Source organism: Streptomyces sp. NPDC048481 (genome assembly GCF_043200075.1).
In the GTDB taxonomy this organism is placed as follows: Bacteria; Actinomycetota; Actinomycetes; order Streptomycetales; family Streptomycetaceae; genus Streptomyces.
Genome location: NZ_JBICXC010000003.1, coordinates 394,790 through 420,564 on the forward strand (window position 1 = coordinate 394,790; position 25,775 = coordinate 420,564).

24 protein-coding genes are annotated in these 25,775 nt (G+C 74.8%); 14 read left to right on the forward strand and 10 right to left on the reverse strand.

Annotated features, from left to right (window positions below):
• The first annotated feature begins 2 nt into the window (after positions 1 to 2).
• The 4 genes from ACGFSH_RS12455 to ACGFSH_RS12470 are packed head-to-tail and all read left to right on the forward strand — an operon-like array spanning position 3 to position 4,451.
• Positions 3 to 446 (forward strand): GPW/gp25 family protein, encoded by a 444-nt coding sequence (locus ACGFSH_RS12455; protein WP_190148081.1) that lies wholly within the window; start codon positions 3 to 5, stop codon positions 444 to 446.
• A complete protein-coding gene (locus ACGFSH_RS12460) occupies positions 446 to 2,404 on the forward strand; it encodes a putative baseplate assembly protein (protein ID WP_393347583.1) in 1,959 nt (652 codons plus the stop codon). Before ACGFSH_RS12455 ends, ACGFSH_RS12460 begins: the two co-directional genes overlap by 1 nt.
• On the forward strand, positions 2,401 to 2,958 hold the full coding sequence (locus ACGFSH_RS12465; protein WP_393347585.1) for a phage tail protein: 558 nt from the start codon (positions 2,401 to 2,403) through the stop codon (positions 2,956 to 2,958). The genes ACGFSH_RS12460 and ACGFSH_RS12465 overlap by 4 nt, the downstream gene beginning before the upstream one ends.
• The gene (locus ACGFSH_RS12470; RefSeq protein ID WP_393347587.1) at positions 2,955 to 4,451 is read left to right on the forward strand and encodes an NADase-type glycan-binding domain-containing protein; all 1,497 of its coding nucleotides are present in this window, start codon (positions 2,955 to 2,957) and stop codon (positions 4,449 to 4,451) included. The genes ACGFSH_RS12465 and ACGFSH_RS12470 overlap by 4 nt, the downstream gene beginning before the upstream one ends.
• Positions 4,452 to 4,744: 293 nt before the next feature.
• On the opposite strand, the gene ACGFSH_RS12475 is transcribed toward ACGFSH_RS12470, so the two are convergent.
• The gene (locus ACGFSH_RS12475) at positions 4,745 to 6,040 is read right to left on the reverse strand and encodes an LCP family protein (RefSeq protein WP_393347589.1); all 1,296 of its coding nucleotides are present in this window, start codon (positions 6,038 to 6,040) and stop codon (positions 4,745 to 4,747) included.
• Positions 6,041 to 6,554: 514 nt separating this feature from the next.
• Here ACGFSH_RS12475 and ACGFSH_RS12480 point away from each other — a divergent pair.
• Both ACGFSH_RS12480 and ACGFSH_RS12485 read left to right on the forward strand, forming a co-directional pair.
• On the forward strand, positions 6,555 to 7,574 hold the full coding sequence (locus tag ACGFSH_RS12480; protein WP_393347591.1) for a glycoside hydrolase family 26 protein: 1,020 nt from the start codon (positions 6,555 to 6,557) through the stop codon (positions 7,572 to 7,574).
• Positions 7,575 to 7,636: 62 nt separating this feature from the next.
• Positions 7,637 to 8,479 carry a M23 family metallopeptidase gene (locus ACGFSH_RS12485; protein ID WP_393347593.1) on the forward strand — a complete coding sequence of 281 codons (843 nt, stop codon included), beginning with the start codon at positions 7,637 to 7,639 and terminating at the stop codon, positions 8,477 to 8,479.
• Positions 8,480 to 8,483: 4 nt separating this feature from the next.
• Here ACGFSH_RS12485 and ACGFSH_RS12490 read toward each other — a convergent pair whose 3' ends face one another.
• A complete protein-coding gene (locus tag ACGFSH_RS12490) occupies positions 8,484 to 8,975 on the reverse strand; it encodes a hypothetical protein (RefSeq protein WP_393347595.1) in 492 nt (163 codons plus the stop codon).
• Positions 8,976 to 9,155: 180 nt separating this feature from the next.
• Here ACGFSH_RS12490 and ACGFSH_RS12495 point away from each other — a divergent pair, with 180 nt between their 5' ends.
• Positions 9,156 to 9,686 carry a hypothetical protein gene (locus ACGFSH_RS12495; protein WP_393347596.1) on the forward strand — a complete coding sequence of 177 codons (531 nt, stop codon included), beginning with the start codon at positions 9,156 to 9,158 and terminating at the stop codon, positions 9,684 to 9,686.
• 44 nt (positions 9,687 to 9,730) lie between these two features.
• On the opposite strand, the gene ACGFSH_RS12500 is transcribed toward ACGFSH_RS12495, so the two are convergent.
• Positions 9,731 to 10,435 carry a DUF6445 family protein gene (locus ACGFSH_RS12500; RefSeq protein WP_393347598.1) on the reverse strand — a complete coding sequence of 235 codons (705 nt, stop codon included), beginning with the start codon at positions 10,433 to 10,435 and terminating at the stop codon, positions 9,731 to 9,733.
• Positions 10,436 to 10,702: 267 nt separating this feature from the next.
• Here ACGFSH_RS12500 and ACGFSH_RS12505 point away from each other — a divergent pair, with 267 nt between their 5' ends.
• Positions 10,703 to 10,954 (forward strand): hypothetical protein, encoded by a 252-nt coding sequence (locus tag ACGFSH_RS12505; protein WP_393347601.1) that lies wholly within the window; start codon positions 10,703 to 10,705, stop codon positions 10,952 to 10,954.
• Positions 10,955 to 11,161: 207 nt separating this feature from the next.
• The gene (locus ACGFSH_RS12510) at positions 11,162 to 11,890 is read left to right on the forward strand and encodes a DUF4142 domain-containing protein (RefSeq protein WP_393348116.1); all 729 of its coding nucleotides are present in this window, start codon (positions 11,162 to 11,164) and stop codon (positions 11,888 to 11,890) included.
• 32 nt (positions 11,891 to 11,922) lie between these two features.
• On the opposite strand, the gene ACGFSH_RS12515 is transcribed toward ACGFSH_RS12510, so the two are convergent.
• Entirely contained in the window at positions 11,923 to 13,569 is a 1,647-nt protein-coding gene (locus tag ACGFSH_RS12515; RefSeq protein ID WP_393347603.1) for a glycoside hydrolase family 13 protein, read from the reverse strand.
• 255 nt (positions 13,570 to 13,824) lie between these two features.
• On the opposite strand from ACGFSH_RS12515, the gene ACGFSH_RS12520 reads away from it, so the two are divergent.
• Positions 13,825 to 14,790 (forward strand): LAETG motif-containing sortase-dependent surface protein, encoded by a 966-nt coding sequence (locus tag ACGFSH_RS12520; protein ID WP_393347605.1) that lies wholly within the window; start codon positions 13,825 to 13,827, stop codon positions 14,788 to 14,790.
• 90 nt (positions 14,791 to 14,880) lie between these two features.
• On the opposite strand, the gene ACGFSH_RS12525 is transcribed toward ACGFSH_RS12520, so the two are convergent.
• Complete coding sequence (locus ACGFSH_RS12525) at positions 14,881 to 15,843, reverse strand: nucleoside hydrolase (protein ID WP_393347607.1); 963 nt, start codon at positions 15,841 to 15,843, stop codon at positions 14,881 to 14,883.
• Positions 15,844 to 15,879: 36 nt separating this feature from the next.
• Positions 15,880 to 17,175, reverse strand: coding sequence for a threonine--tRNA ligase (gene thrS, locus ACGFSH_RS12530; protein ID WP_393347609.1), 1,296 nt, complete (start codon positions 17,173 to 17,175; stop codon positions 15,880 to 15,882).
• 396 nt (positions 17,176 to 17,571) lie between these two features.
• Here thrS and ACGFSH_RS12535 point away from each other — a divergent pair, with 396 nt between their 5' ends.
• Positions 17,572 to 18,342 (forward strand): hypothetical protein, encoded by a 771-nt coding sequence (locus tag ACGFSH_RS12535; RefSeq protein ID WP_393347611.1) that lies wholly within the window; start codon positions 17,572 to 17,574, stop codon positions 18,340 to 18,342.
• A gap of 54 nt (positions 18,343 to 18,396) precedes the next feature.
• Here the strand turns inward: ACGFSH_RS12535 and ACGFSH_RS12540 are convergent, their stop codons facing one another.
• Together ACGFSH_RS12540 and ACGFSH_RS12545 are read right to left on the reverse strand one after the other, a co-directional pair.
• Positions 18,397 to 19,167, reverse strand: coding sequence for a GAF and ANTAR domain-containing protein (locus tag ACGFSH_RS12540; protein ID WP_393347613.1), 771 nt, complete (start codon positions 19,165 to 19,167; stop codon positions 18,397 to 18,399).
• 114 nt (positions 19,168 to 19,281) lie between these two features.
• A complete protein-coding gene (locus tag ACGFSH_RS12545; RefSeq protein ID WP_393347615.1) occupies positions 19,282 to 20,625 on the reverse strand; it encodes a helix-turn-helix domain-containing protein in 1,344 nt (447 codons plus the stop codon).
• Between the two features lie 129 nt (positions 20,626 to 20,754).
• On the opposite strand from ACGFSH_RS12545, the gene ACGFSH_RS12550 reads away from it, so the two are divergent.
• Positions 20,755 to 20,925 carry a hypothetical protein gene (locus ACGFSH_RS12550; protein ID WP_393347617.1) on the forward strand — a complete coding sequence of 57 codons (171 nt, stop codon included), beginning with the start codon at positions 20,755 to 20,757 and terminating at the stop codon, positions 20,923 to 20,925.
• Positions 20,926 to 20,944: 19 nt separating this feature from the next.
• On the opposite strand, the gene ACGFSH_RS12555 is transcribed toward ACGFSH_RS12550, so the two are convergent.
• Positions 20,945 to 22,294, reverse strand: a complete 1,350-nt coding sequence (locus tag ACGFSH_RS12555) for a hypothetical protein (protein ID WP_393347618.1) — start codon at positions 22,292 to 22,294, stop codon at positions 20,945 to 20,947.
• Between the two features lie 78 nt (positions 22,295 to 22,372).
• Positions 22,373 to 23,743 (reverse strand): PP2C family protein-serine/threonine phosphatase, encoded by a 1,371-nt coding sequence (locus tag ACGFSH_RS12560; protein ID WP_393347620.1) that lies wholly within the window; start codon positions 23,741 to 23,743, stop codon positions 22,373 to 22,375.
• 194 nt (positions 23,744 to 23,937) lie between these two features.
• On the opposite strand from ACGFSH_RS12560, the gene ACGFSH_RS12565 reads away from it, so the two are divergent.
• Positions 23,938 to 24,384, forward strand: coding sequence for a hypothetical protein (locus ACGFSH_RS12565; RefSeq protein WP_393347622.1), 447 nt, complete (start codon positions 23,938 to 23,940; stop codon positions 24,382 to 24,384).
• A 352-nt stretch (positions 24,385 to 24,736) separates the two neighbouring features.
• Positions 24,737 to 25,636 carry a hypothetical protein gene (locus ACGFSH_RS12570; protein WP_393347624.1) on the forward strand — a complete coding sequence of 300 codons (900 nt, stop codon included), beginning with the start codon at positions 24,737 to 24,739 and terminating at the stop codon, positions 25,634 to 25,636.
• The last annotated feature ends 139 nt before the right edge of the window (positions 25,637 to 25,775 follow it).

Here is a 25,775-nt window from a genome sequence, read left to right on the forward strand (position 1 = left end):
TGATGGCCGAGCAATTCGTCGGATCGGGCTGGGCGTTCCCGCTCCGCATCGGCCCCACCGGGGGCATCGCCCTGGTCAGCGGGGAACGCGAGATCGAGGAGGCGATCCGGCTGATCCTCGCGACCGCGCCGGGCGAGCGCCCCATGCGCCCGGAGTACGGCTGCGCCATCCACGACCTGGTGTTCGCGCCGGTCAACGAGGCGACGGCCGGCCGCATCCAGCACGAGGTGTACACCAGCCTGGACCGCTGGGAGCCGCGCATCGAGGTCAACGACGTCGAGGTCACGGCCGGCGCCGAACAAGGCGTGCTGTTCATCGACGTCCGCTATTCGATCCGCGGCACCAACAACCCGCGCAGTCTCGTCTTCCCGTTCTACGTCATTCCGTCCCACGACGAGCCGGGCGACCCCGGCTCCTCCGGTACGGCTTCCGAAAGCGACCGCTGATGGCCCTGCCCTCCCCCAATCTGGACGACCGCCGCTTCCAGCAGTTCGTCGACGACGCCAAGCGCTACATCCAGCAGCGCGCGCCGGAGTGGACCGACCACAACGTCTCCGACCCGGGCGTGACCCTCGTCGAGACGGTCGCCCACATGGCCGACCAGATCGTCTACCGCCTCAACCGCGTCCCCGAGAAGAACCACCTGGCCTTCCTGGACCTGGTCGGCATCCGGCTGTTCCCGCCGTCCGCTGCCCGCACGGAGGTGACGTTCTGGCTGTCCGCCCCCCAGGAGGAGCCCGTTCTCCTCCCGGTGGGCACGGAGGCGGCGACCGTCCGCACGGAGAGCGAGGAGGCCGTCGTCTTCGCCACGGAACGCGAACTCGCCATCGTCCCGTGCCGGTTGAGCCGTCTCGTGGTGCAGCACCAGGGCGAGCCGGTCAGCGACCGGACCACCGACCTCTCCGAGGGCAAGGACCTGCTGTGCTTCGCCGAGGCCCCGCGCCCCGGCGACTGCGTGCTGTTCGGGCTGAGCGCGGCCGTCCCGCACTGCGCGGTGGTCCTGGAGCTGGACAGCCGCGTCGACGGCGTCGGCGTCGACCCCCGCCAGCCCCCGCTGCTCTGGGAGGCCTGGACCGAGGACGGCTGGCAGGAGTGCGAGGTCGACCGCGACGGCACCGGCGGCCTCAACCGCCCCGGCGAGGTCGTCCTGCACGTCCCCGGCGGGCACGTGCTGTCCCGCTCGGGCGGCCAGGAGGCCGGCTGGCTGCGCTGCCGCGTCACCGAACCCCTCACCGGCCAGCCCTTCTACACCACCTCCCCGACCGTGCGCTCCGCCGAGGTCTTCACCGTCGGCGGCACCGCCCCGGCCGTGCACGCCGAGACCGTCCACGACGAGGCCCTCGGCGAGTCCACCGGCCTGCCCGGACAGCGCCTCGCCCTCGTCCACGCCCCCGTCGTCGGCGACGACCCGCCGCTGCTCCTCCAGACCGCCGAGCACGAGGGCTGGACGGACTGGCAGGTCGTCCCGCACTTCGCCGCCTCCGGCCCCGACGACCGCCACATCACCCTCGACGCCGCCACCGGCGAGATCGCCTTCGGCCCGTCCGTGCGCGAACCCGACGGCCGGCTGCGCCAGTACGGCGCGGTGGCCCCCAAGGGCGCGGTCATCCGCGCCCGCCGTTACCGCACCGGCGGCGGCCGGGCCGGCAACGTGGCGCGCGGCGCGGTCCAGGTGCTGCGCACGTCCGTCCCGTACGTGTCGGAGGTCGTCAACCGCGAGGCCGCGCGCGGCGGCGTGGACGGCGAGACGGTGGAGGAGGCGAAGAAGCGCGCCCCGATCACGCTGCGCGCCCAGGAGCGGGCGGTGACCCTGCGCGACTACGAGGAGCTGGCCCGCCGCGCCGCGCCCGAGACCGCCCGCATCACCTGCCTGGAGGGCGAGCCCGACGAGCACGGCTCGTACGCGGTGCGGGTCCTGGTCGTCCCGCAGGCCGTGCCCGACCCCGGCGGACGGCTGCGCTTCGAGCAACTCGTCCCCGGCGACTCCCTGCTGGACCGCATCACCCGCCACCTCGACGAACGCCGGCTGATCGGCACCCGGCTGGCGGTCGGCCCGCCGTTCTACCAGGGCGTGACGGTGGTGGCGACGGTGCACGCCTTCCGGGGCGTCGACACCGACCGGGTGCGCCGCCAGGCCCACGACGCGCTCTACCGCCACCTCGACCCGCTGACCGGCGGCGCGGACGGCAGGGGCTGGCCGTTCGGCCGCCCGGTGCAGTCCGGCGAGGTCTTCGCGGTGCTCCAGCGCGTCCCGGGCGTGGAACTGGTCGACCAGGTCACCCTGCACCCCGCGGATCCCCTGACGGGCAAGCGCGGCGAGGCGACCGACCGCATCGACCTGGCCGCCCCGGCCCTGGTCTTCTCCTACGACCACCGCGTCCGCGTGATCGGGGACGGCGCGTGAGGGGCTCGGTCGACGGACTCCGCTCCTCCACGCCGATCGGCGCGATGCTGCCGGCCGTCTTCGCCGACGACGACCTCGCGCAGCGCTTCGTCGACGGCCTGGACGAGGTCATGGCCCCCATCCTCAACACCCTGGACTGCCTGCCCGCGTACTTCGACCCGGCCCTCGCCCCGGTCGACTTCACCCGCTGGCTGACCGGCTGGGTCGGGGCGGAGACCGACGGCACCGAGCCGGAGGACAGGCTGCGGGCCGCGGTCGCGGCGGCGGCGTACCTGCACCGGGTGCGCGGCACCCGCCTCGGCCTGTCGGAGGCCGTCCGCCTGGCGTTCGGTGTGACGCCGGAGATCGAGGAGAGCGGCGGATCCGACTGGAGCGCCCGCCCGCTCGGCCCGTTCCCCGGCGCCCGCCGCCCGCATCTGCACGTCACGCTGCGCCTGCCCGACCCCGGCCCGGCGGACGAGCACCGCCTGGACGCCCTCGTGGCCGCCGCCCGCCCCGCCCACATGCCGTACTCGGTCAAGGTGACCGCAGCCGAAAGGACCCCGGAGAGATGACCACCCAGAACTGCGCCGAGTGCGGAACGCGGGCCGAGCCCGGCCAGTCGTTCTGCGACGCGTGCGGGGCCGTGCTCGGCTGGACCGACCGGGCCCCGGCCCGCGCCGGAGCCGGCTCCGGGAGCGGCACGGCCCCGGGCGCGGCCGCGACGGCCGGCGCCGAGCCGGGTCCGGCGGCCGGCGGGTCGGGCGGCGCGGGAGCCGGGCGGCCGTCCGGTGAGCCGGCCCACGAGCCGTCCCCGCCCCGGCCCACGACGGACGCGCCCCGCGCCCCCGACACGGCCCGTCCCGCGGAGCCGGCCGCCCCCGCCGCCTCCCCCGCCGACGCCGACGCCTCCTCCGGCTCGGACGACGAGGACACCGCGGAGAACCCTCTCCCGCCCCTCCCGCCGCAGGACGGCGCGTCGGTCGCGGCCGACGGCGGCCAGACCCCCGCTCCGGCCGCCGCTCCGGCTCCCGGTACGGCGTCCGGCGCGGCCACCGCGCCCGCCGTGTCGTCTCCCGCGCCCGACACGACCGCGCCCACCCGGCCCGTCCCGGCCGCGCCCGCCGGTCCCGCGCAGACGGACCCCGCCCCCGCGCCCGCCCTGGGGGACACGATGGCCGCGCGGGCCCGCTCCCTGCTCGTCCCGGTCGCGGACGCCGAGCCGCGCCCGGCCGCGCCCCCGTCCGTCGCCCCGGTGCTGCCGGGACGGCCCGTCGCGGACCGGCCGCAGGTCCGCTCCCCCGGCCCGGTCCAGGGCGACCAGTACGGCGTGGCGTGCCCGTGGTGCGCGACCCCCAACAACCCCGACCGGCACTTCTGCGTGCGCTGCGCGATGCCCATGACCCTGGAGGACCGCTCCTCGGTCCGCCTCCCCTGGTGGCGCCGCCTGTTCGACCGCAACGGCCGGACGCCCTGGGCCGGCGACCGGCCACGGCTGCGCCGTACGTTCGACCGGATCGTCACCTGGGTGACGGCGGCCGTCGTCCTCGCCCTTCTGATCGTCGCCGGGGTGAACACGCCCGCCGCCGTGCAGGCCACCCGCGACCACTTCTCCAAGCGCGCCCCGGTGCCGCCGGACTCGGTCGCGGCGTCGCGCTCCTACCCCGGGCACAAGCCGGAGCTGGCCTTCGACAAGATCAACAACAGCTGGTGGGGTCCGGGCGTCTCGCAGTCGGGCGCGGGCGAGTGGATCGAGGCCCGCTTCGCCGAGCCCACCCGCCTGCTGGACGTGATCATCACCTCGGGCACCTCCACCCGCGCCGACCAGCTCAGCGAATCGGCGCTCCCGCACCGCATCAAGGCGACGATCACCCTGAAGGACGGCACGACGGCCACCCGCGACCTCACCCTCGACCAGAGCGCGGGCGGCCAGCGACGCGCCTTCCGCGTCGGCGAGGTGACGAAGGTCCGCTTCACGATCGAGTCGTCGTACGCGGTCTCCGGCAGCAAGCAGGTGTCCATCGCCGAGATCGAGTTCTTCGGCCGCTCCAGCGCGAACTCGTCCTGACGGGGGGCCGGGTGGGTGGGGGGGGGCGCGCACCCTCCCCCACCCGCCCGGCCCGGCGGCACCGCTCCGGCGGGCGGGCAGCACGAAAGAGTCCCACCCCGTGAACAGGATGGGACTCTTCCTTCGGAGCGCCGGGCAGGCCTTGCACCTGCATCTCCCCGCAGGAAGCGGGGCGTCTTTCCTTGGACCACCAACGCAGAGGTCGTTCACCGTTTTTCGTTCCGGTGACCGGCTCAAGATCAACCTTACCCTATTTCCAGGGTCTTGTTGACCGGGAACGACCGTTCAGGTGATCAGGCGACGTTCTCGACCTTCAGCTCCGGCCCGACGACCAGGGTGACCGCGCCCGCGGCGGCCGATCCGTCCGCCGTGGCCCGCAGACCGGGCAGCCGGGAGGCGAGGACGGCGGCCTGGGCGTCGAGGCCCGCGGGATAGGTCACCGTCGTCCGGGCGACCGTGCCGCCGGGCGCGTTGCCCGTCCCGACGACGCTGTAGCCGGCCTTGCGCAGCTTCTCCGCGACGGCCGCGGCGCGCCCGGAGACGCCCGTGCCGTTGAGGACCCGCACCCTGACGGACGAGGCGTACACCACGTTCTTCTTCGACGCGTCCAGCTGCGCCTTGGTGACCTCCTTGTCCTTGGCCAGGGAGGTGAACAGGTCGGCCGCCTGCGGGTACTGCCAGACGACGTTGGCCTTGTCGGTGGGCTGGTCGGCTACCCGCCCGTAGTTGGGGACGGTGAGGAACGCGAGACGGTCGCTCGGGATGCCCTTGAGTTCGTCGGCGAGCCCGTACAGCGGCTGGATGCCCGCGATGTCGGGGTCGGTCGTCAGGGACTTGGTGATCGACTTCAGGAAGCCGTACATCGCGTCCGGGCTGTGGAGCTTGGACTTGGCCTTCTTGGCCAGCGCGTCCATGAACTCCTGCTGCCGGCCGATGCGGCCGATGTCGGAGCCGTCGCCCACGCTGTAGCGGGTGCGGACGTAGCCGAGGGCCTTCTCGCCCTTGACGGTCTGGCAGCCCGCCTCCAGGTCGAGGTGGGCCTTCTCGTCGTGGATGGCCTGCTTCGGGCAGACCTCGATGCCGTCCAGCGCGTCCACCATGCCCTTGAACCCGGAGAAGTCGACCGTCATGAAGTGGTCGATACGCAGGCCCGTGTTGGACTCGACGGTCTTGATGGTGCAGGCGGCGGCCTCGGCGACCTTGCCGGTGCTGCCGCCGATCGCGAACGCCTCGTTGATCTTGAAGTGGTGCGGCGAGGACGAACTGCCGTCGCCCTTCTGGCAGCCGGGTATCTCCACCCACGAGTCACGCGGGAAGGACACCACCGAGGCCCACTTACGGTCGGCCGGTATGTGCAGCACCATCAGCGTGTCCGACTGCATGGTGGTCAGGTCCTTGCCGTACTTGGCGTTGGCGCCCTCACGGGTGTCGGACCCGACGATCATGATGTTCTTCGAGCCGGGGCTGAGGTTGACGGGCCGGTCGCCGCCCAGCTTGTCGTCCACGTCTGCGGACTTGATGTTGTTGTTGAGGTCGTAGTAGATCCACGCGCCGGTCCCGCCGGCGCCGAGGAGGACCACGGCCGTCACGCCCGCGCCCCACGCCACGACCCGCCCACGACGGGTGAGCCGCGTCCCGCCGGATCCGGAGCCGCCGCCCGTCCTGCCGCCGCTCCCACGCCTTCTCGATCCGCCCATCGGCGCTCGCCCCCCTCCGCTCCGGCCGTTTCGCCCCGTACACCGCGCTCGGGCCGCCGGCGTCGGTCGCCGCCGGACGTCGGAACCCTACAGGTGAGCAGGAATACGTCCGGGAAACCCTGGTGACTCACAAGACCGTCCGGACCCCGTGATCGGTTGCCCCGCGCCCGCCGATGTGACCGACGTCCTGTCACATTCCCGACTGCCCCTCAAGGCCCGCACAACGCGCAGGGGTTGATGCCTGAGGGCGATTCAGAGGAGAGGAAGAAGAGGAAGGGAAGAGGGGGAGGAGGGGGAGGAAGGGGATCGGGGCGGCGAAGGGGGCGGCTCCGGGCCCGCTACCCGGTCCGGGTGGTTGGGCGCCGTTTCGCGGCGGGCGGGGCAACGGCCGCCCCATCATGAGCCGGTGCTCCGCCTCCTTCACACCCGAAGCCTCCCTCACGTCCCACGGCGACTTCACGCCCGGCGGCGCCTTCTGACGGCGCTGCTCGCCGCTCTCGCGCTGCTCGCCGGGCCCGCCTGCGTCCCGCTCGGGCGGGGCGCCGGTGCGCCGCCGGGGGCGTTCGGCGCGTACGTCGGGTACGACGACGCCGGGGTGCGGCGGACAGCCGGACTCGACGCCTGGCTGGGACCGGCCACGCCCCGGGTGGGCCACGCCTATCTGCCGGGGGACCGGTGGAGCAACATCGAGGGCGCGCCCGGCTACCTGGAGCACTGGGCGCAGTGGCGGCGGGAGCGCGCCGACCGGATGTTCGTCCTGAACGTGCCGATGCTGGAGCGGACCGAGGACCACGTGCCGGACTCCGTCGTGCGCGAGGAGCTGCGCAGAGGGGCGCGCGGCGACTACGACGGGCACTTCCGGGCGCTGGCCAGGCGGCTGGCCGGGCTCGGGACGCCGGACGCCGTGCTGGTGCTGGGGTGGGAGATGAACGGGGTCACCTACACCCACCGCTGCGGACCCGATCCGGGGGCCTGGAAGCGGTACTGGGTCCGGATCGTCGACGCCATGCGGTCCGTGGCCGGTCCGCAGGCCTTCCGGTTCGAGTTCACGCCCAGCCGCGGCCGGGACGCCGTCCCGTGGACCGCCTGCTATCCCGGCGACCGCTACGTCGACGTCGTCGGCATGGACGCCTACGACCAGCCGCACGGCATGTCCTTCGAGGAGCAGGTCGCCGAGCCGTACGGTCTCGCCGCGCACGTGCGGTTCGCGCGGGCCCACGGCAAGCCGGTGTCCTACCCGGAGTGGGGGCTGTACCGCAACGGCGACGACCCGGAGTACGTGCGCGGGATGCTGGACTGGTTCGCCGAGCACCGGCCGCTGTACCAGACCATCACCGACTACTGTCCGCACGGCGTGTGGCGCTGTGCCGGCAACCCGCGGTCCTCGGCCGTCTACCGTGCGCTGATCGCTGGTCCGTCAGGCTGAACCGGTCCGCCCGCGCGGCACGGCGCGCGCCCCGCGCTCCCTGCCGGTCCGATGATCGCACGATGGGACGAGAACACCACGCGTGTCATCAGCGGACGCCGGCGCGCCTGCGCACCGCGGCCGGCTCCGCCCTGCTCGCCCTCCTCCTGCTCGCCCTCGCCGTCGCACCCGCGAGCGCCGAGGGGCCGGGGAGCGGTGTGAGCGGCGGGAACGGCGTCGGCCGGGGGTTCCACGGCGGCGCGGCCCGTGCCGTGCGCGCGCACGAACAGGCCCGCGCGCGCGTCGACCGGCTGCGCGAGGCGGACGCCCGGCCCGCGCGGATCGAGGAGGCCGAACGCCACCGCAAGGCGCTGCGCTCCGCGTTGTGGGACCGGCTGCGGGCCGGGGCGAGGGAGGCCGCCGACCCGGTCGCCGTCGATCCGTCCGGACGGCGGGGCCGCTGCCCGTTCGGCGACCGCAGCCGCGCGACCGAGCTGCGCGCCCGCCCCTGGACCGCCCCGACCCGCCACTACTGGCTGTCCGCCGGCTTCGCCGCCAAGGGCTCCCGCTGGGCCCACCGGCACACCGGCCAGGACTTCGCCGTGGACTCCGGCACCCCCGTGTACGCCGTGGGCTCCGGCGTCGTCCGCATCACGACCTGCGGCGACGGCTTCGGCAACCAGGTCCTCGTCCGCCACGGCGACGGCTACTTCACCCAGTACGCCCATCTCTCCCGCCTCGACGTGCGCAGGGGGCAGCACGTGACCGCCGGCCAGCGCATCGGCCTTTCCGGCGCGACCGGCAACGTCACCGGCCCGCATCTGCACTTCGAGGTCCGCATCACCCCGTACGCCGGCTCCGCCGTGCCGCCCCTGCCCTGGCTGCGCCGCAAGGAGGTCCAGGTGTCGGGCGCTCCGGTGACCTGACGTCCTAGGTCGTGGGTGAGGCGGCGGGGTCGTGCGAGGCCAGCGCCCAGATGACGAAGACGTCGAGGGCGATCTGGATGACCGCCCAGAACGGCGCGTACGGCAGGAACAGGAATTGCAGGACCAGGCTCAGGGAGGCCAGGGCGATGCCGCTGACGCGGGCCCACACGGCGCCCGTGAGCAGGCCCCAGCCGGTCACCGCGGCCACGACGCCCACGGCCAGCAGGACCCAGCCCCAGCCGGTGAGGTTCAGCTCGTAGACGTAGGTGCCGATCCGCGCGTACACGTCGTCACGGGCGATCGCCGCGATGCCCTGGAACGCGGCGAGGACCCCGCTCACGAACATGATCACGCCCGCGAAGACGACCCCGCCGGCCGCCAGTCCCGCGCCGGCCCCCCGTTCCGCGGGCCGGTCGGGGGGCGTGCCGGTGCCCTGGTGCGAGGGGTCCCAGACCGGTGACCCGTGCGACGGCTGTGCGTGCGGCTGGTCGCTCATGGCGTACCCCGTCTCCGTGTCGGTTCTCGGTCGTGCTCGTCCTCGCTCGACCATCCGTCCGGCCGGGGGCCGCCACCACGGGGGGTGTGCCGTTCGGGTGAGCCGGGGTGCGGGCGCGGCCGCCGCGGCCTTCACTGGAGAGGGTCCGTACCCGGACCCGGACAGCGACCTGGAGGAGAGATGGCGGCTCACCGCACCCGACGGCGCGAGGGCGTGCTGGTGACGGCGGCCTGCGCGGCGGCACTCCTCGCAGCCGCCGGGCTCACCGGCTGCTCCGGCGACGACAGCGCGTCCTCCGTGGCCAGCAAGGCGGCGTCGGCCGCGCAGTCGGTCGGCGCGCAGGCCTCGTCGGCGGCGTCCTCGCTCGCCTCGCGGGCGTCGGAGGCGTACGCGTCGGCGACGGCGGAGGTGAACCGCCGGTTCGACGAGATCAAGGGCGGAGTCGACGCCGAGGACGACGTGAAGCTCGGCACGCCGGGCATCGACGGCGACCACGCCACGGTCGAGGTGACGGCCGCCAACAGCGCCGGGTCGACGAAGTCGTTCGCCGTCCAGGTCGACTTCGAGGACTCCGGCGGCAACCGGGTGGACACGGTCCTCGTGACCGTCTCCGACGTCCCGGCCGGCAAGACCGGCAAGGCCACCGCCCGCAGCAACCGCAAGCTGTCCGGCCAGGTGCGGACGGAGGCCGTCCGCGCGGTGCGCTACTGACGGCGGCCGGACCTCGCGGCCGGGACCGGACCTCGCGGCCGGGATCAGGCCATCCAGAAGAAGACGGCCGTCATCCGCTTCTCCTCCAGCGTCGTGCCGCAGTAACGGGTCGCGCTGTGCACGAGGTTGGCGTGGTAGAGGAGCAACCGGTTGGGCCTGTGGGGCACGCGCACGTCCTCCTCGAAGGCGTCCGGCGCGACGAACCGGGTGCCGAGGGCCTCGACGAGGTTGTCGTGCGGCGCCTGGACGACGTTGCCGCCGAGCCGGCCCCCCGGCAGGGACTGCCGGTAGAAACTCGTCCCGCAGTCCTTGGGAACGGCGGGGTTGAGGTAGAGCACTGCCGCGTACCGGCACAGCGCCCGCGAGTCGGAGTGCGGGCGCGGAGAGCTCTCCCCCTCGCCCACGACCTGCACGCAGTTGTGGTTCAGGGTGCCGCCGCCGGGCGCCTGCTGCACCCACAGCCCGCGCGCCCCGGTCACCTTCCTCACCAGTCCTTCCACACGGGCCAGTTCGGCGGGCTCCAGTCCGGGCATGGTGCGCAGTCCGGGCCAGCTCTCCGACGTGTAGGGGTGGCCCTTGACCCAGTCCTCCCTGGCGAGGCAGCGCTCCCGGATCGCCGCGGCGTCCACCTCGGGGAAGACGTCGTCGAGGACCCAGTAGTCACGGCCCTTGGTGGGCTTGCGGTAGGGCAGGACCGGGAGCGTGGCGGCAGCCCTCACGGGCCGGTGGGGCCGCTGTGGCATGGACATGCGGCGAATCTAGGCGCGGGGTCCGCCACGACTCGCCCTCCCGTTCGTCCGCACTCCTGCGCGAAATGGTCAACACTTCGTCCGGCCGGTCAACGGTTCGCCAACCGGGAAGGCCCCGGCGCCGTCCGTCCGGTGCGGCGAGGAGGTCACCGGCGCGGCCGTCGCCGCCTTTTCTTCACGCGATACACACGACAACTCCCGGAATTGTGGCCTCCGTCACAGCACACGGAGAGCCTGGCCTGGTGAAGTGACCGGATGATCGGTCTCGTGATCCGCGTTCTCCCCTTCTGGGTGCGCGAACCCCTGCTCGTCGTCGTCGGCGTCCCCTTCAGCGGCCTCCTCTTCTACGCGGGCATCCGTGACCACGAGTGGATCGGGGTGGCGCTGGGCGCCGCCGTCGCCGTGTTCACCGCGATCCGCGTGCACACCATCAACCGCGCCCTCAAGGCCCGCCGCCAGGTCAAGGCCCTCGAGGAACTGACGCGGACCGTCGGCGTGAAGCGCATCGAGGGCATCTGAACGCCGGCCCGGCAGCGGCCCAGGGGCTGCCGGGCCGGGGTCTGCCCCCTGCGGGCGACCCTTCCTCAGATTTTCGCGGATACCGGTGAGTCGGATCCGCTTCGCGTACGTACTCCTGTGTGTCCGCCCCCAGCGGGCACGGCACAACGACACATCGGCGGAGTCCCCGACCGGGCAGGAGGCACGGTGCCACTTTCGCGAAACATGATGGGAACCCTGTTCGTCGGGGGTGCGCTGACGCTCACCCTCAGCGCGCTCGCGTATCCGTCGATGCTCGGACTTGACACCGTCTCCACCTCGACCGACCGGGTGATCGCCAACACCCAGTGGGGCCCGCTGACCGAGGGCGACCGCGACTTCGTGGTCAAGGTGCGGGCCGCCGGACTGTGGGAGTACCCGCTGGGCCAGCTCGGGCTCCAGAAGAGCCAGACGCCGGCCGTGCGCACCGCCAGCAACCACCTGATCGACGGTCACGGCGCGCTGGACACCAGCTGCCGCAAGATCGCGCCGATGCTGAACATCACGCTGCCCAACGTGGCAAGTCCTCAGCAGGAGGGCTTCGTCACGCAGTTGAAGGCGGAGAGCGGCAAGCAGTTCGACAGCGACTTCGCCAACATCCTGCGCATGACGCACGGCTCGATCTTCAACACGATCGCGAAGATCCGGTCCACCACCAAGAACACGCTGGTCCGTGCGCTCGCCGACCAGGCCAACGACACCGTGCTGGACCACATCACGGTCATGGAGAAGACCGGCCTGGTGGACTTCGACACCACGCTGTTCAACCAGACCACGCCGCCCAAGCTGCCCAAGTCGGACCTGACGCCCCCGGTCCCGCCCGCCGGGCAGCCCATGATCGTCCTCACCCCGCCGCCGACCGCCACCTCCACCCCGCTGGACCTCGGCGCGGCCGTGGGCGGCAACGGGGCCCAGTAGGGCACCCGACGGGGCGCGGGCGCGGTGGCGGGCTACGCCAGCCAGACCGTCGTGTCCGGCGGCAGCACACCGTCGTCGCCGAGGGGGACGCTGCTCAGCAGCACCTCCCCGGGCGGCGACGGCACGGCCGCGCCGGACAGGTTGGCCACGCAGCGCCAGCCGTCGTGGCGGGCGAAGGACAGCACGCCCGGCGGGGACGCCGGCTCCCAGACGAGTTCCTCGCCCTCCAGCAGCTTGCGCCGCAGCCGCAGCGCCGCGCGGTACAGCTCCAGGGTGGAGCCCGCCACGCCGTCCTGCGCGGCGACGGCGTACCGCGCGAAGCCCGGCGGCTGCGGCAGCCACGCGCCGGCCGCGCCGAACCCGTACGACGGGCCCGACGTCGTCCACGGCAGCGGCACCCGGCAGCCGTCGCGGCCCTTGCGGACCCGGCCCGTCTGCTCCCACACCGGGTCCTGGAGCACCTCCACGGGCAGGTCGGCCACCTCCGGCAGGCCCAGCTCCTCACCCTGGTACAGATATGACGATCCGGGCAGCGCCAGCATCAGCAGCGTCGCCGCGCGGGCCCGGCGCAGACCGGCCCGCTCGTCGACGCGCGGCGCTCGGCCGCCCGACAGCAGCCAGGCGTCGAGATCCGCGCCCGGCGGGAGCATGAGCCGCGAGGCGTGCCGTACGACGTCGTGGTTGGACAGGACCCAGGTGGCCGAGGCGCCGACGGCCCGCGCGCCGGCCAGCGAGTCCGTGATGACCGCCCTGATCTCCTCCGCATCCCAACCCGCTTGCAGATAATCGAAGTTGAAGGCCTGGTCGAGTTCGTCGGGACGGGCGTACAGGGCCCGTCGCGCGCCCGGCACCCAGGCCTCCGCGACCGCCGTGCGGGGCGGGGAGTACGTGTCGAAGAGGCGGCGCCAGTCGCGGTAGATCTCGTGGACCTCGTCGCGGTCGTAGAAGGGGTGGGCGCCCGGCGGCATCCGGTGCAGGGCCTGCTCCCCGGCCGCTTCCGGCATGCCCAGGTCGCGCAGCGGCTCGGCGAGGTCCTTGGCCAGCGCGTGCGCCACGTCGACGCGGAAGCCGTCGACGCCCCGGTCGGCCCAGAAGCGCAACGTGGTGCGGAAGTCCTCGCGGACCTGCGGATGGTCCCAGTTCAGGTCCGGCTGCTCGCGCGCGAACAGGTGGAGGTACCACTGCCCGTCGGGGACCCGCTGCCAGGCGCTGCCGCCGAACACCGACTGCCAGTCGGTGGGCGGCAGCGCACCGCCCGGACCGCGCCCGTCACGGAAGACGTAGCGCTCCCGGGCCGGGGAGCCGGGACCGGCGGCCAGCGCCTCCCGGAACCGGACGTGCCGGTGGGAGGTGTGGTTGGGGACCACGTCGACGATCACCTTCAGGCCCAGCCGGTGGGCCTCGGCGGTCATCGCGTCGAAGTCGGCCAGGTCGCCGAGCCGGGGATCGACGTCCCGGTGGTCGATGACGTCGTAGCCGCCGTCTGCGAGTTCGGAGGGGTAGAACGGCGAGAGCCAGAGGGCGTCCACGCCGAGGGCGGCCAGATGGTGCAGCCGGTCGGCAACCCCGCGCAGATCGCCGAGCCCGTCGCCGTCGGCGTCGGCGAAGCTGCGGGGATACACCTGGTAGACGACGGCCTGGCGCCACCAGTCGGAGCGGTGGGAGGAGAAGTCGGTCACGAACGCAATTCTGTCCCGCTTGCCGGGAAAGTGAACATCCCACCGTTCGGAGCCGATCGTTCCGCACGTGATGGAGATGTGACGGAGTCTTGAACTCCCTTGGGTTTGACGCAGGTTGACAGGGGTCCGCCGTCCGCACGACGATGGCCTGACACTGTGACGCCCGGGACCTGAGGGCCCAGTGTTTCTCCTGAGACTTCGACTGATCCGACCCATCAGTCTCACCCCTGGCACTCGCCAAGAATTGGGATGCGCATGTCCATAGCGAGCCGAGTCACCGTACGCCGACTGCTGGGGGCGGGCGCCGCTTCGCTCACCCTCTGCGCCGCCTCCGCGGCCGCCGCCCCGGTCGCCTTCGCCGGCACCGGGGCGCCCGGCGGCGACGGCTGGAAGTCCGGCGGCCAGTACCTGCCGGGCACCGGCGCGGGCACCGAGACGGGGACCGACCGCTGCGAGTTCTCCCTCGACGGCAAGCACTTCCAGGCCTCCGTCCGGGTCGACGACCAGAACCTGCGCCCCACCGAGGACGGCAAGGTCCACATCACGGTCCGCGCCGCCGGCGACGCCTCGACGTGCACCGCCTCCCTCGCCTCCTACCTCGCCCACGGCTCCAGCTTCGCCACCTCCGGCGAGCAGGTCTTCGTCGACTTCGACAGCGTGACGGTCAAGGCCGGCCAGACCGACGCCCTCGGCATCGCGGTGCCCGACGCGGGCTGCTTCGCGCAGATCGACCTCTACCGGGGCGCGGTCAAATTCGACGGCAAGCCCGACGCGAAGGACGGCTTCGTCCACGGCGACCTGCCCAAGGGCCCGGACCGCCCGGTCATCAAGGACAAGCTGATCGCGGCCTGGAACGGCGGCGCGAAGGACTGCACCGTCGTCGAGCAGCCCCCGGCGAGCCCGCCCGCGCCGTCGGGCAGCCCGTCCGGCACCCCCTCGGGCACGCCGTCGACCCCGGCGAGCACGCCGTCCACCCCGTCGGACGATGACAGCGCCTCGCCGTCGCCGTCCACGTCCGACAGCGGTTCCCCGAGCCCGGCTCCGTCCGCCTCCGAGTCGACGCCCGCACCGGCCCCCACCCCCGACGGCGGCGGTGGCGGCCTCGCGGAGACGGGCGCCGACAGCAAGACGCCCCTGATCGCGGGCGGCGCCGCGGCCCTGCTCGCGGGCGGCGCGGCGATCGTCGTCGCCACCCGACGCCGCAAGGGCGCCCGCGCCTGACACCGGCGGACGACGTGAAGGGGCGGGCCACGCCCGCCCCTTCACCGTCGCCGGTCGCCCCCGCTTGTCGTCAGGGGCCGTCGGCCGCCGTCAGTCGCCCTCCACCGTCGTCAGCCACAGCTTCACGTAGCGCTCGACGTCCACGTCCAACGCCACGTCCACCAGGGGCTGTTCGCGCACGCCCTCGTGGATCTCGGACTCGCCGGGGCGCGGACGGCGGTCGACGACCGTCTGCCCCCGGGCCGGACCGGGCGCGAGACTGACCTCCACCGGGAGCGCCCGCGTGGTCAGGCCCGCCGGGTCGGCCACCGCGCAGACCGCACCCGCGTCGCCGAGACCGCCGGTCGGCGTGGGATCGCCCGAGGTCGCCGGATCGCGGTGGGCGAGCAGCTCCCCGGCCAGCCGCAGCCGCGGCTGCGCACTCGCCCGCAGCCGCGCCACGTCCGCCCCCGGGACCAGCACCCGCTTGAACACGTCCAGCCCGTACATCGTGATCGGCACGCCCGCGGTGAGCAGGACCGCCGCGGCCTCCGGGTCGTGCCACACGTTGAACTCCGCGACCGGCGTGGCGTTCCCCGTCGTCACCGCGCCGCCCATGAACACGATCCGCTCGATGTTGCCGGTCACCTCCGGGTGGGTGCGCAGCAGCAGGGCGATGTTCGTCAGCGGGGCGGTGGGGATCAGGGTGACCGGGCGCGGGGAGGCGAGGATCTCGCGGCGCAGCAGCGTCACCGCGTCCACGTCGACCGGGCGGCGGGCCGGAGCGGGCAGGCCCAGGTCGCCCATGCCGTCGGCGCCGTGCACATGCCGGGCCACGCGCAGCGGCTCGATCAGCGGGCGTTCCGCGCCGCGCGCGACCGGGACGTCGCCCGCGCCCGCCTGCTCCAGGACGGTCAGCGTGTTGCGGACCACCCCGTCCACGTCCGTGTTGCCCGCCACGCAGGTCACCGCCCGCAGGTCCAGCCCGGGATGGCGCACGGCGAACAGCAGGGCCAGGGCGTCGTCGACGCCCGTGTCGCAGTCGATGATCACGGGAATGGGCTGCTCGGTCACCTGAGGACTCCTTCCGCACCACGGTCGTCCCCGACCCTATGCGGGCACGTCCGCATCCCACAGCCGGGCGCCGCGCGCCGCCGCCCGCTCTCCGATCCGGCGGACCAGTTCCCCGACGGGCAGCGGTCCGGGCCGCCGGCCGTCCCGCAGCCGGACGGCCGCCAGACCCTCCGCCGCCTCCCGCTCGCCGATCACCGCCTGGTACGGGGCGAGACGGGCGGCCCGCACCCTGGCCCCCAGGCTGCCCTGCTCCGGGCCCGCCACTCGCGCCCGCAGCCCCGCCGCCACCGCCCGCCGCACCAGCCGCGCCGCCTGCTCCTCCTGCGCGTCCGACACCGGCAGCACCACCAGCTGGACGGGGGCCAGCCACACCGGGAACGCCCCGCCGTGCTCCTCGATCAGATGGGCCACCACCCGCTCCACACTGCCGATGACGCTGCGGTGCACCATCACCGGCCGGTGTCTCGCCCCGTCGGCGCCGACGTAGCGCAGGCCGAAGCGCTCGGGCTGGTGGAAGTCGATCTGCACGGTGGACAGGGTGGTCTCGCGGCCGGCGCGGTCGGTGATCTGCACGTCGATCTTCGGCCCGTAGAACGCGGCCTCGCCCTCCGCCTCCTCGTACGCGACGCCGGAGCCGTCCAGCACCTCCCTGAGCAGAGCGGTCGCCCGCCGCCACAATTCCGGGTCGGCCACGTACTCCCCGTCCCCGCCGGAAAGCGACAGACGGTACCGGGAGGCGCGGATCCCCAGGTCGGCGTAGGCGCGGCCGATCAGGGCGAGGGCCGCGCGGGCCTCGTCGGCGACCTGCTCCGGGGTGCAGAAGACATGCGCGTCGTTCAGCTGGATGGCCCGCACCCGGGTCAGGCCGCCCAGCACCCCGGACGGCTCCGAGCGGTACATGCCGCCCAGCTCGGCGATCCGCAGCGGCAGCTCGCGGTGACTGTGCGCACGGGAACGGTAGATCAGGGCGTGGTGGGGGCACAGACTCGGGCGCAGCACGACCTGTTCGGCGCCCAGCTCCATGGGCGGGAACATGTCCTCGCTGAAGTGGTCCCAGTGGCCCGAGATCTCGTACAGCTCGCGTTTGCCGAGGACCGGCGAGTACACGTGCCGGTACCCGGCGGCTACCTCCGCCTGCCGTACGTACTCCTCCAGGGCGTGGCGCACGATCGCGCCGTCGGGCAGCCAGTACGGCAGGCCGGCGCCCATCAGCGGATCGGTGTCGAACAGACCGAGTGCGCGCCCGAGACGGCGGTGGTCGCGGTCGTGGTCCTGTGCACGGTCGTGGTCGTGGTCGTGCCTGTGGGCGGGGTCGTTGTCGCGGTCGTTCACGGGGGGGCTCCTCGCTCGGCGGGGCGAGGTACCGGGCACGGCGAAGCCCCGGGGCGCTCGCCCCGGGGCTTCGGTCGATCCGGTCGTGGATCAGCGCGCCGGGACGGTGTCCGGCGTCGTCGTGAGGGACGGCTGGGCGCGCTTCATGCGGGCGACCGTAGCAACGCCGGCGCACGGCCCGCCATCGCATTTCCCGCGCCGTCCGCCCCGCACGTCGGCGGCCCGTCCGGCCCGAACCGGGACGGCCCGCCCGCGCCGTCCACCCGCCCGCAGCAACGCGGCTAACCCGTACGGCCCGTCGCGCTGGTCGGCGGGGCGCGCCGGTGGTGCCGTGGGAGGACGCAGCACGCAGACCGCACCCCCGCAGCCCGCGCGCACTCCTGGAGGCACCCCCCGATGACCCGTCGCACCCTCCTGGCCTCCACCGCCGTCGTCCTCGCGCTCACCGCCGCCACCGGCTGCGCCACGCTGGGCCTGGAACATCCGCCCACGGCCGCCCCGGCGCTGCCGACGGTCGAGCGGACCTCGGCCCGGCCCACCGCTCCGGCCGCCTCCGGCGCCCTCACGGACGCGCAGGCGCAGGCCGCCCTCATCACCGAGTCCGACCTCGGCCCGCCGTGGACCCGGACCCGCGGCGCGGCCACCTGGCGGGACGGCATGCTCAAGGCGACCACGTCGACCCCCGTCTGCCAGCAGTTCCTCGACGACCTCTACGCCGACGAGCTGCTCGGCGGCCCCGCCCGCGCGGTCACCGCCCTGGACGACCCGGACACCGGCGCCCAGCTCCGCTACCAGCTCACCGGCCACCGCCCGGCGGACGTCGACCGCAGGCTGGCCTGGCTGAAGACGATGCCGGGCAAGTGCGCCCGGTTCGCCGCCAAGGCGACCGGCGACACGGCGCTCGACGTGAAGGTGTCGGAGCTGCCCCTGCCGGAGGTGGGAGACGCCCGCCAGGGGCTGCGCGTGACGGCCACGCTCTGGGGGGCCAACGGCGGCGACCCGACCGTCCTCACCCTGGACGTCGCCGCCGTGCGGGCCGGGCAGGACGCCTTCGCCCTCGTCGACGGCGGCCTCGACGACGCCCCGAACGCGGCGACGCAGGCGGCCGTCCAGCTCGGCGTGCGCCGGCTGGCGGACGTCAGGAAGCAGCCCAGGGTCCAGGTGTGAGCCAGGGCGTGAGCCCGGGTGCGAACGTCCCCGCGCGCTCGCCCGGCGGCCCGCTCACGGGGGCGGCGGGCCGCCGAAGCCGCCCGGGACGTCGAGCCCGCCGAACCCGCCGGGACCGTCGAGGCGGTCGACGCGGGTGTGGAGGGTGATCACCTCGTGGGCCAGTTCCAGGACCGGACAGCCCCGGGCGAAGGCGTGGCCGCGCAGCAGGGACAGCGCCTCCTCCGCCGGGACGCCCAGCCTCACCATGACCATGCCGACCGCCTGGTACACCTCGCCGTGGCCCGCGGCCAGCGGGCTGAGCCACCGGCCCGCGTCGTCCCGCTCACCGCGCGGCAGCGCCACCAGCGCCGACGTCACCACGTCGGCGGCCGTCCGCGCCGTGCGCAGCTCGCCGGCGGTCAGCTCGCCGGGGACGTCCCGGTAGAGGTCGACCGTGCCCACGCACACCGCGCGGTCGCCCAGCGGCAGCGCGTACACCGAGCGCACCCCGGCGGCCGCCGCCTGCTCGGCGAAGACCGGCCAGCGGAGCGCGTCCTCGCTGGAGGACAGGTCCCGGGCGCACACCGGGGCGCCGGTCGCCGCCGCCTCCAGACCGGGCCCGTCCCCCAGCGTGACCTCCAGCTCCATGACGTCGGCGGCCCGCTGTCCGCTCGCCCCCAACGGCACGGGCATCCCCTCGCCGCGCAGGGCCACGCCCGCGTCGTCCACCGGCAGCAGCTTGACCACCGCCTCGCACAGCCGCCGCGGCACCTCCCGCGGTCCGGCGCCCCGCATCTCCCGGGCGACGGCCCCGGCGACCCGGCTCCGCTCCTGGCCGCCCATGGCCCTCACCTCCATGACGGGGCGTGCCCGCCTCAGACGGTCGGCCGGGTACCGAGCCAACGCCCCCGGGAACCGGCGGCGCCCCGGCGGACGGCGGGCCCGGAGGGCCGGCGCCTACAGGGGAGGCTGGGCCGGGGCCGGGCCGAGGGTCGTGGAACCCGGCGCCGTGCGGTGGCCGAGGCCCGTGCGGTACGCGTCCAGCGCCGCCTCGACCCGCCCGGTGCGCCGCAGCAGGTCGCCGAGCATCCGGCACAGATCGGCGAGGTCGCCCGCCGCACCCGCCCGCTCCAGCAGACTGAGCGCCCGCACATAGTGCTCCTCCGCCGCCTCCGTGTCCCGGGCGTCCTCGGCGATGATGCCGAGCAGCCGGTGGGCGCCGGCCGCGTGCACGGCCCCCCGCTCGGATGACAGGTCCCCCAGGACCCCGTGCAGCAGCGCGGCCGCCTCCTGCGACTTGCCCCGCCGGTGCAGCACGTCGGCCAGCTCGACGGCGACCTGACTGCTGTAGAGGGCGGCGCGCTGCGCGGAAAGCATGGCCTGCGCCTGCCTCAACTCCTCCTCCGAGCGCTCCAGTTCACCGTTCTGGGCGTAGACGTAGCCGCGCATCCAGTGGCAGTTGGCCAGCTCGGTGCGCAACTGGAGCTGGCGGTACAGCTCGGCGGCCTTGGCCAGCGAGGCGTCGGCCTCCGCGAGCCGGCCCTCGGCGAGGAGCGTGCGGGCCACGGACCGGTGCATCCGCGCCACGAGCGCCGGATCGCCCGCCCGGGGCGCCAGGGCCAGGGCGAACTCGGCCGCCTGCGCGGCGCGGGCCGCCGCCCCCATGTCCATGTAGGGGCCGATGACGGAGGCGTACAGCAGCAGCAGCGCGTCGGGGTCGTGCAGCCCGCCCCGGTTCAGCTCGTCGAGGGTGGACTCCAGCAGGTATACGGCGTACCGGAGTTCGCCCGCGAGGTAATGGGCGACGGCCCGGCCGCGCAGGGCGGGGACGCGGGCCGGCAGCGGGGCGTCCGCGAGCCGCCGTTCGGCCCGCTCGAAGCAGCGCCGGGCCGCGTCGAGGTCTCCCGCGTCGATGCCGCACTCCCCGAGGCCGAGCAGCGCGGTGGCCTCCTCCGCGGCCAGCCCGTGCTCCTCGGCCTCGGCGAGCAGCGCGGTGTACTGCCGGTTCGCCTCCTCGGCCTCCCCGGTGGCCAGCGCCCGCTGGGCCTCGGTGAGGCGCAGCCGCAGGTCGGTGACGAGCCGGGCGGGCCGCCCGGTGGCCAGTTCCTCGACGTCGACGCCGAGCCGGCCGGCGATGTGCCGGAGCGCCTCGTCGGAGGGCCGCACCCGGCCGGCCTCCAGCGTGGAGACGTAGGCGGGGGTGTAGGTGGGCTCGGCGAGCTGCCGCTGGGTGAGCCCCCGTTCGACGCGCAGCCGCTGCACCCGGCGCCCGACGACCTCCGGTTCGTCCCGCTCTGCCACGCCGGTCCCCCAACCCACCCTGTGCCTCTTGCCGTTGGGCTGGCTCAGCCCCTAGGTTAAACAGCGAGTTAAGCACGCTTAACAGCTGGCTGACGTGAGTATCGCAGTCGCCGACGTTGCGAGGTAGCCGTGTCCGGACACATCTCCGCACGCCGTTCCGCGCCCTGCGTCAGGGCCGTCGCCGCGGCTCTGCTGACCGTGGCCGCGCTGGTCACCGCGGCCAACGCGGGCCCGGCCACGGCCACCGGCGGCGCCCCGTCCGCCCGCGACGTCCAGCACGGCGCGGCGGAACGCCGCTGACCCTCGCGGGGGCCGGGCCTCACCCCTGCGTCTGCAACTGCCTCAGGTGTTCCTGCACATGGTCCAGCGCGCCCTCGTGCCGGCCGGGCACCCGGCCGCGCAGCCGGGTCAGCGCGGGCCCCAGCTCACGGGCGCGGGCCGCGTCGCCGATCCGCCCCCACTGGTGGTGCGCCCGGTCCACGGCCGCCTCCACGGCGGGCGCGTCCGCCGGCTGACCGGCGTCCAGGCGCGCGCCGGCGACCGCCATCCAGATGCGGCAGCTGCCCTCGGCGTCCCCCGCGAACATCGCCAGGTCCGCCCGCACCTCGGCCCAGTGGAACGCCTCCTCGGAACCCGCCCCGTGCGCCGCGACGGCCGCCCGCTCATGGCGCGCCGCGAGCGCGCCGGCCTCCGCGTGCCGGCCCGACCGCACGGCGGCGGAGATGTCGGCGTGCGGGTCACCGCCGCCCGCCGCGCCGGCGTCCATGTCCATGTCCGCGTCCGCGGCCACGTCTGGGGCCGGGGTCCCACCCGGCGGCTGGGGCCACGGGGCGAGGCGGTCCGGGACGAAGTCGGCGGGCCTCGGCACCGGCACCGGTGACAGTGACGGTGGCAGCGACGTCTTGGGCGGCGGGGTGATCGGCGGCGTCGACGTCGACAATGGCACCGGAACCGGAACCGGGACCGGCGTCCGGGCCTGCATCGGCGAACGGGCCGGGGTCTGCGTCGGCGACCGGAGCGGCGGCGCGGGTTCGGCGCGGTCGGGAAGGACGAGGTCCCCCGTCTCCCCGTCGCCGGCGATCCGGGCCGCCGCCATCTGGTGCAGCCGGTCGAGGCCGGGCCGCCCCCCGCTGCGCAGTATCGTCGCTATCGCCTTCATGTACGACGGCGCGGCCACCGCCCGCCGGCCACGCCCCGCCGGCGGCGCGACCCTGCCGTACACGGTCACCGCGGGCCCGCAGTCCAGGGCGTTCCCGCGCAGCCACTCCCAGGTCTCGGCGTCCGCGTGCAGGTCCAGCAGGACGGTCGTGGCCCCGGCCGGCCGCAGCCGCAGCTCCTCCCGGAACCAGTGCCAGGGGAACGCCGTGTACCGCACGGTGGCCGGCGTCGTGCGCGCCAGCGCGAGATGCGGCAGCCGCTGGCGGCGGTCGAGCTGGAGCTGCCCGGCAACGTACACGGTCAGCGGCCCCGGCGCGGCCGCCGCGGCCCGCAGCCGGGTCAGCACGGCCTGCGGCTCCAGCGGATCGGCCAGTTCGACGACGTTCGCGGTCTCGGCGCCGGCCAGCACGGGGGGCGGCACGGCGGCCAGCACGGGGAGCACGGAGGCCGCGTCGACCAGACACCCCTTGCCCATGGGCGAGGCCGCGAGCAGCAGCACGGTTCCCGGCATGATCCCCTCCCGCATGGCCCCTCCCCCTGTCGATCACGTACCTCAGCACCGTAACCGCTGCCGCTGCGAAGGGGGGCCTCAGGACAGCAAACGTCCCCCTACGGGGCCTTCGTCGCCGGCCGCGGTCCGGCGCACGGCGAACACGGTCGTGTCGTCGGCGAGCCGGCCCCGGCAGTGCCGCAGCGTGCCGTCCCGTACGAGGGCCACCAGGCGGGCGGGGTCGGCCGTGCGCGGGTCGCGGGCGAGCGCCGCCGCGACCTCCTCGGCCAGCGGATAGAACTCCCCGGCGCCGTCCCGGGCCTCGGTCACCCCGTCGGTGACCAGCAGCAGCGTCTCACCGGCGGCGAACGGCGCCCGCAGCACCGGCGGCGGCCCGTCCCGTCCGGCCAGCTCGCCGAGCCCCAGCGGGAGCCCGCCGCCGTGCGGCAGCGAGCGCACGCCCCGCTCGCCGCCCACCGCGAGCGGCGGCTCGTGCCCGAACCCGACCACCTCGACCGTCTCCACGGCCCCGGCGCCCCCGTCCGGGGCCACGTCCGGGACCGTGCCCGGGGACACGTCCGGGGCCGGATCCGGGAAAGGAGCCGGGGGCGAGGCCGCCGCCGTCGGGGACGCGTCCGGGACGGCCGTCGGGGCCGCCGCCTCCGGGGCCGGGAGCGGGGCCTTCGTCGTCGGGGGGAAGCCGATCAGCACGGCCGTGGCGAACCGGTCGCCGTCCGCCCGCCCGAGGGCCACGGTGTGCGCACGGTGCCGCCGCATCCGCGTCTCCAGCCGCGCGGCCACGGCGGCGAGGTCCCGCTCGTGGTAGGCGGCCTCCCGGAAGGTGCCCAGCAGCGCGGCCGCCGCCTCCACCGCGCCCAGCCCCTTGCCCTGCACGTCGCCCAGGAGGACGCGGGTGCCGTGCGGTCCGGGCTGGATGTCGTAGAAGTCGCCGCCCATGCGGGCGTCGGCGTCGGCCGCGAGATAGACGGCCGCGTGGTCGAGACCGCCCCAGCGCGGCGGCAGCGGGCGCAGGACCGTACGGCGGGTGGTCTCGGCGATGCGCATGATGTGCAGCATCCGCCGCTCGCCGCGCACCCGGACCGACGCGGCCAGTACGGACAGCACGCCGCCGACGAGGACGAGGACGAAGTCCGCCGCGCCCTCCCGGTACTCCGACGGCCACGCGGCGTCGCTGAGGACGTACGTGATCACGGCGAGCACCGCGAACAGGGCCGTCGTCCACACCCCGCACAGCGCGGCGGCGATCGCGGAGACGAACACGCACCACGAGACGATGCGGAACTCGCCGGTGGTGTTGAAGTCGGCGTAGGTGATGGCCGCCAGCACGCCGAGCGGCACCAGCCAGGTGACGCTGCGGCCCCGGACGCGCAGAAGTTGGTGGCGTTGCAGGACGTCCCTGCGCCCGTTCCGCGGACGGCGGTCGAGCAGGCCGTGACCGCGGGGCTCCATGAGGTCAGCGAAACACGGGCCGGCCCCGCCCGCATCCGGGCGCACCCCCGCCCGCCCCCGGTACGCCCCGCACCCGACCCGCATCCGCGACCCGCATCCCTCCCGCACGCGCAAAGGCGTGTCATCCGACTTGCCCCGGCGGCGACCGGGGTGTGACCTGGAGTGCGGGGGCGAGGAGAGAGAGGAGCGCTCTCATGGCACATACGGCACCGGCGCAGGGACTGCGGACCCCTTCCGCTCGAACCCGGACGCCCGACGTGTTCAGCGCACGCACCCACCGGATCGCGAGCTGGGCGACGGCCGTGGTCGCCGGGCTCGTCTACGGCTACTGGGTGGCGGCCGACAACCGTTCCGGCGGCCCCGTCACGGGCTGGAACCTCTTGCTCGGCTTCGTGAGCGCGTTCGTGTTCGCGGCGCTGTGGACCGGCGTCCACGCGCTCGCCCCACGGATGCGCCGCGAACTGCATGCCCTGCTGTGGGCGGCGTTCGCCGGCTGCGCCATGGGCTTCCTCTACAGCCAGTCCGCCGACAGCGTCCTGCGCTCCACGGCCATGGGCCTGGCGGTGGCCGCGGCCACCTTCCTCGTCCTGTTCTTCCGCTACTACACGCACGAGGACGCCGCGGGCCACCGCATCCGCTGACCCCCACCCGCACCACACGGACACACGCACCACACGGGCCCCGGCAGTTCACGCCGGGGCCCATGCGTTTTCCCTCATCCCTCCACTCACCGGCCGGCCGGGGACTGTCCGCTCCCGGCCGCCCGACGAGGTCCCGGGCGTCACACCGTGCGCAGGCACGGCCTCCCGCCACTTCCGAACCGGGCTTCTCCCCAGAACCAGGAAACACCCGTTCGGACGAACCCTCCACCGGAGGAACCGCGAACCGGCGGGGCGAGCCCTGCGGGGCGGCGGGACGGCCGGGCCCGGGATCCACCACCCGTACGGCCGCCACGGGCTCGCGCCCCGCGCCCCGGGACCGTTGCCTGGAGAGGTGTCCCCCCGCCTGCGGACCGCCCTCTCGGCCGTCCTCGTCACCCTGTCGTGCCTGCTCGTGCCGTTCGGCGCGCTCGCGGCCTGGGCGGCGTACGGCCTCACCGACACCCACGGCTACGTCACCGCCATGGCGCCGCTGGCCTCGGACCCCGCGGTACGGGACGTCGTCGCCGACACGGTGGGCGACGGCGTGGCCCGCGAGGCCGGGATGAACCCCGTCTTCCTGCGCGACGCCGTCCGCTCGTTCACCGCGACCCGCGCCTACCGCACCGCCTGGGACGCCGGGAACACGGCCGCGCACACGGCGGTGATGAAGGCGCTGCGCGGCGACCGCGCCGACGGCGACGACGCTCCCGTCACCGTGGACCTCGCGACGGTGACCGCCCCCCTCAAGCGTCAGCTGACGGCCGACCACGTGCCGTTCGCCGAGCGGCTGCCCGTCGAGCACACCCGGGTGGCGCTGCTCCCGTCCGCCGACCTGGCCGCACTCCGGAAGGGTTACCGCGTGCTCGACGTCGCCGGTTTCTGGCTGCCCCTGGCCGCCGTCGTGTTCGGGGTCGCCGGCATCGCCGTCGCCGCCTGCCGCCGCAGGGCGATCGCGGCGACCGCCCTCGGCACCGCCCTGGGCGGCGCGTTCCTGGGCCTCGCCGTCACCGTCGGCCGCCGCATGACCCTGGCCGACCTGCCCGACGCGGCCCGCCGTCCGGCCGCGGGCGCCGTCTACGACGCGCTCACCGCCGGCCTGCGCACGGCCTCCTGGCTGCTCCTCGCGCTCGGCCTGACGGTCGCGGCGACGACCTGGCTCACCCACCCCCGCTCCCCGGTGGTCCGCCGCCTGCGAGGCCGCCGCACGCCCGCGGCCCCCGCCCCCGCGGAACCGACCCGCATCCGGGCCTGACCACCGCCCCCACCGCGCGGCCGCCGGGGGAATGCCGGGGGCTGCCCGGGGGGCTGCCGAGGCGGTATTGACACACCCCGTTTCCGCACACTCACCCCTGCCCAAGATCACCGCACGGGGCCGCTAACCTTACGTGTCC

What these genes read in the sequence shown, in the direction of transcription:
- ACGFSH_RS12565 (WP_393347622.1), top strand. Translation starts at nt 23,938, where the DNA reads ATGGCACATACGGCACCGGCGCAGGGACTGCGGACCCCTTCCGCTCGA.
- ACGFSH_RS12485 (WP_393347593.1), top strand. Translation starts at nt 7,637, where the DNA reads ATGGGACGAGAACACCACGCGTGTCATCAGCGGACGCCGGCGCGCCTG.
- ACGFSH_RS12495 (WP_393347596.1), top strand. Translation starts at nt 9,156, where the DNA reads ATGGCGGCTCACCGCACCCGACGGCGCGAGGGCGTGCTGGTGACGGCG.
- ACGFSH_RS12535 (WP_393347611.1), top strand. Translation starts at nt 17,572, where the DNA reads ATGACCCGTCGCACCCTCCTGGCCTCCACCGCCGTCGTCCTCGCGCTC.
- ACGFSH_RS12560 (WP_393347620.1), bottom strand. Translation starts at nt 23,743, where the DNA reads ATGGAGCCCCGCGGTCACGGCCTGCTCGACCGCCGTCCGCGGAACGGG.
- ACGFSH_RS12500 (WP_393347598.1), bottom strand. Translation starts at nt 10,435, where the DNA reads ATGTCCATGCCACAGCGGCCCCACCGGCCCGTGAGGGCTGCCGCCACG.
- ACGFSH_RS12510 (WP_393348116.1), top strand. Translation starts at nt 11,162, where the DNA reads ATGGGAACCCTGTTCGTCGGGGGTGCGCTGACGCTCACCCTCAGCGCG.
- ACGFSH_RS12490 (WP_393347595.1), bottom strand. Translation starts at nt 8,975, where the DNA reads ATGAGCGACCAGCCGCACGCACAGCCGTCGCACGGGTCACCGGTCTGG.
- ACGFSH_RS12455 (WP_190148081.1), top strand. Translation starts at nt 3, where the DNA reads ATGGCCGAGCAATTCGTCGGATCGGGCTGGGCGTTCCCGCTCCGCATC.
- ACGFSH_RS12470 (WP_393347587.1), top strand. Translation starts at nt 2,955, where the DNA reads ATGACCACCCAGAACTGCGCCGAGTGCGGAACGCGGGCCGAGCCCGGC.
- ACGFSH_RS12520 (WP_393347605.1), top strand. Translation starts at nt 13,825, where the DNA reads ATGTCCATAGCGAGCCGAGTCACCGTACGCCGACTGCTGGGGGCGGGC.
- ACGFSH_RS12540 (WP_393347613.1), bottom strand. Translation starts at nt 19,167, where the DNA reads ATGGGCGGCCAGGAGCGGAGCCGGGTCGCCGGGGCCGTCGCCCGGGAG.
- ACGFSH_RS12460 (WP_393347583.1), top strand. Translation starts at nt 446, where the DNA reads ATGGCCCTGCCCTCCCCCAATCTGGACGACCGCCGCTTCCAGCAGTTC.
- ACGFSH_RS12555 (WP_393347618.1), bottom strand. Translation starts at nt 22,294, where the DNA reads ATGCCGGGAACCGTGCTGCTGCTCGCGGCCTCGCCCATGGGCAAGGGG.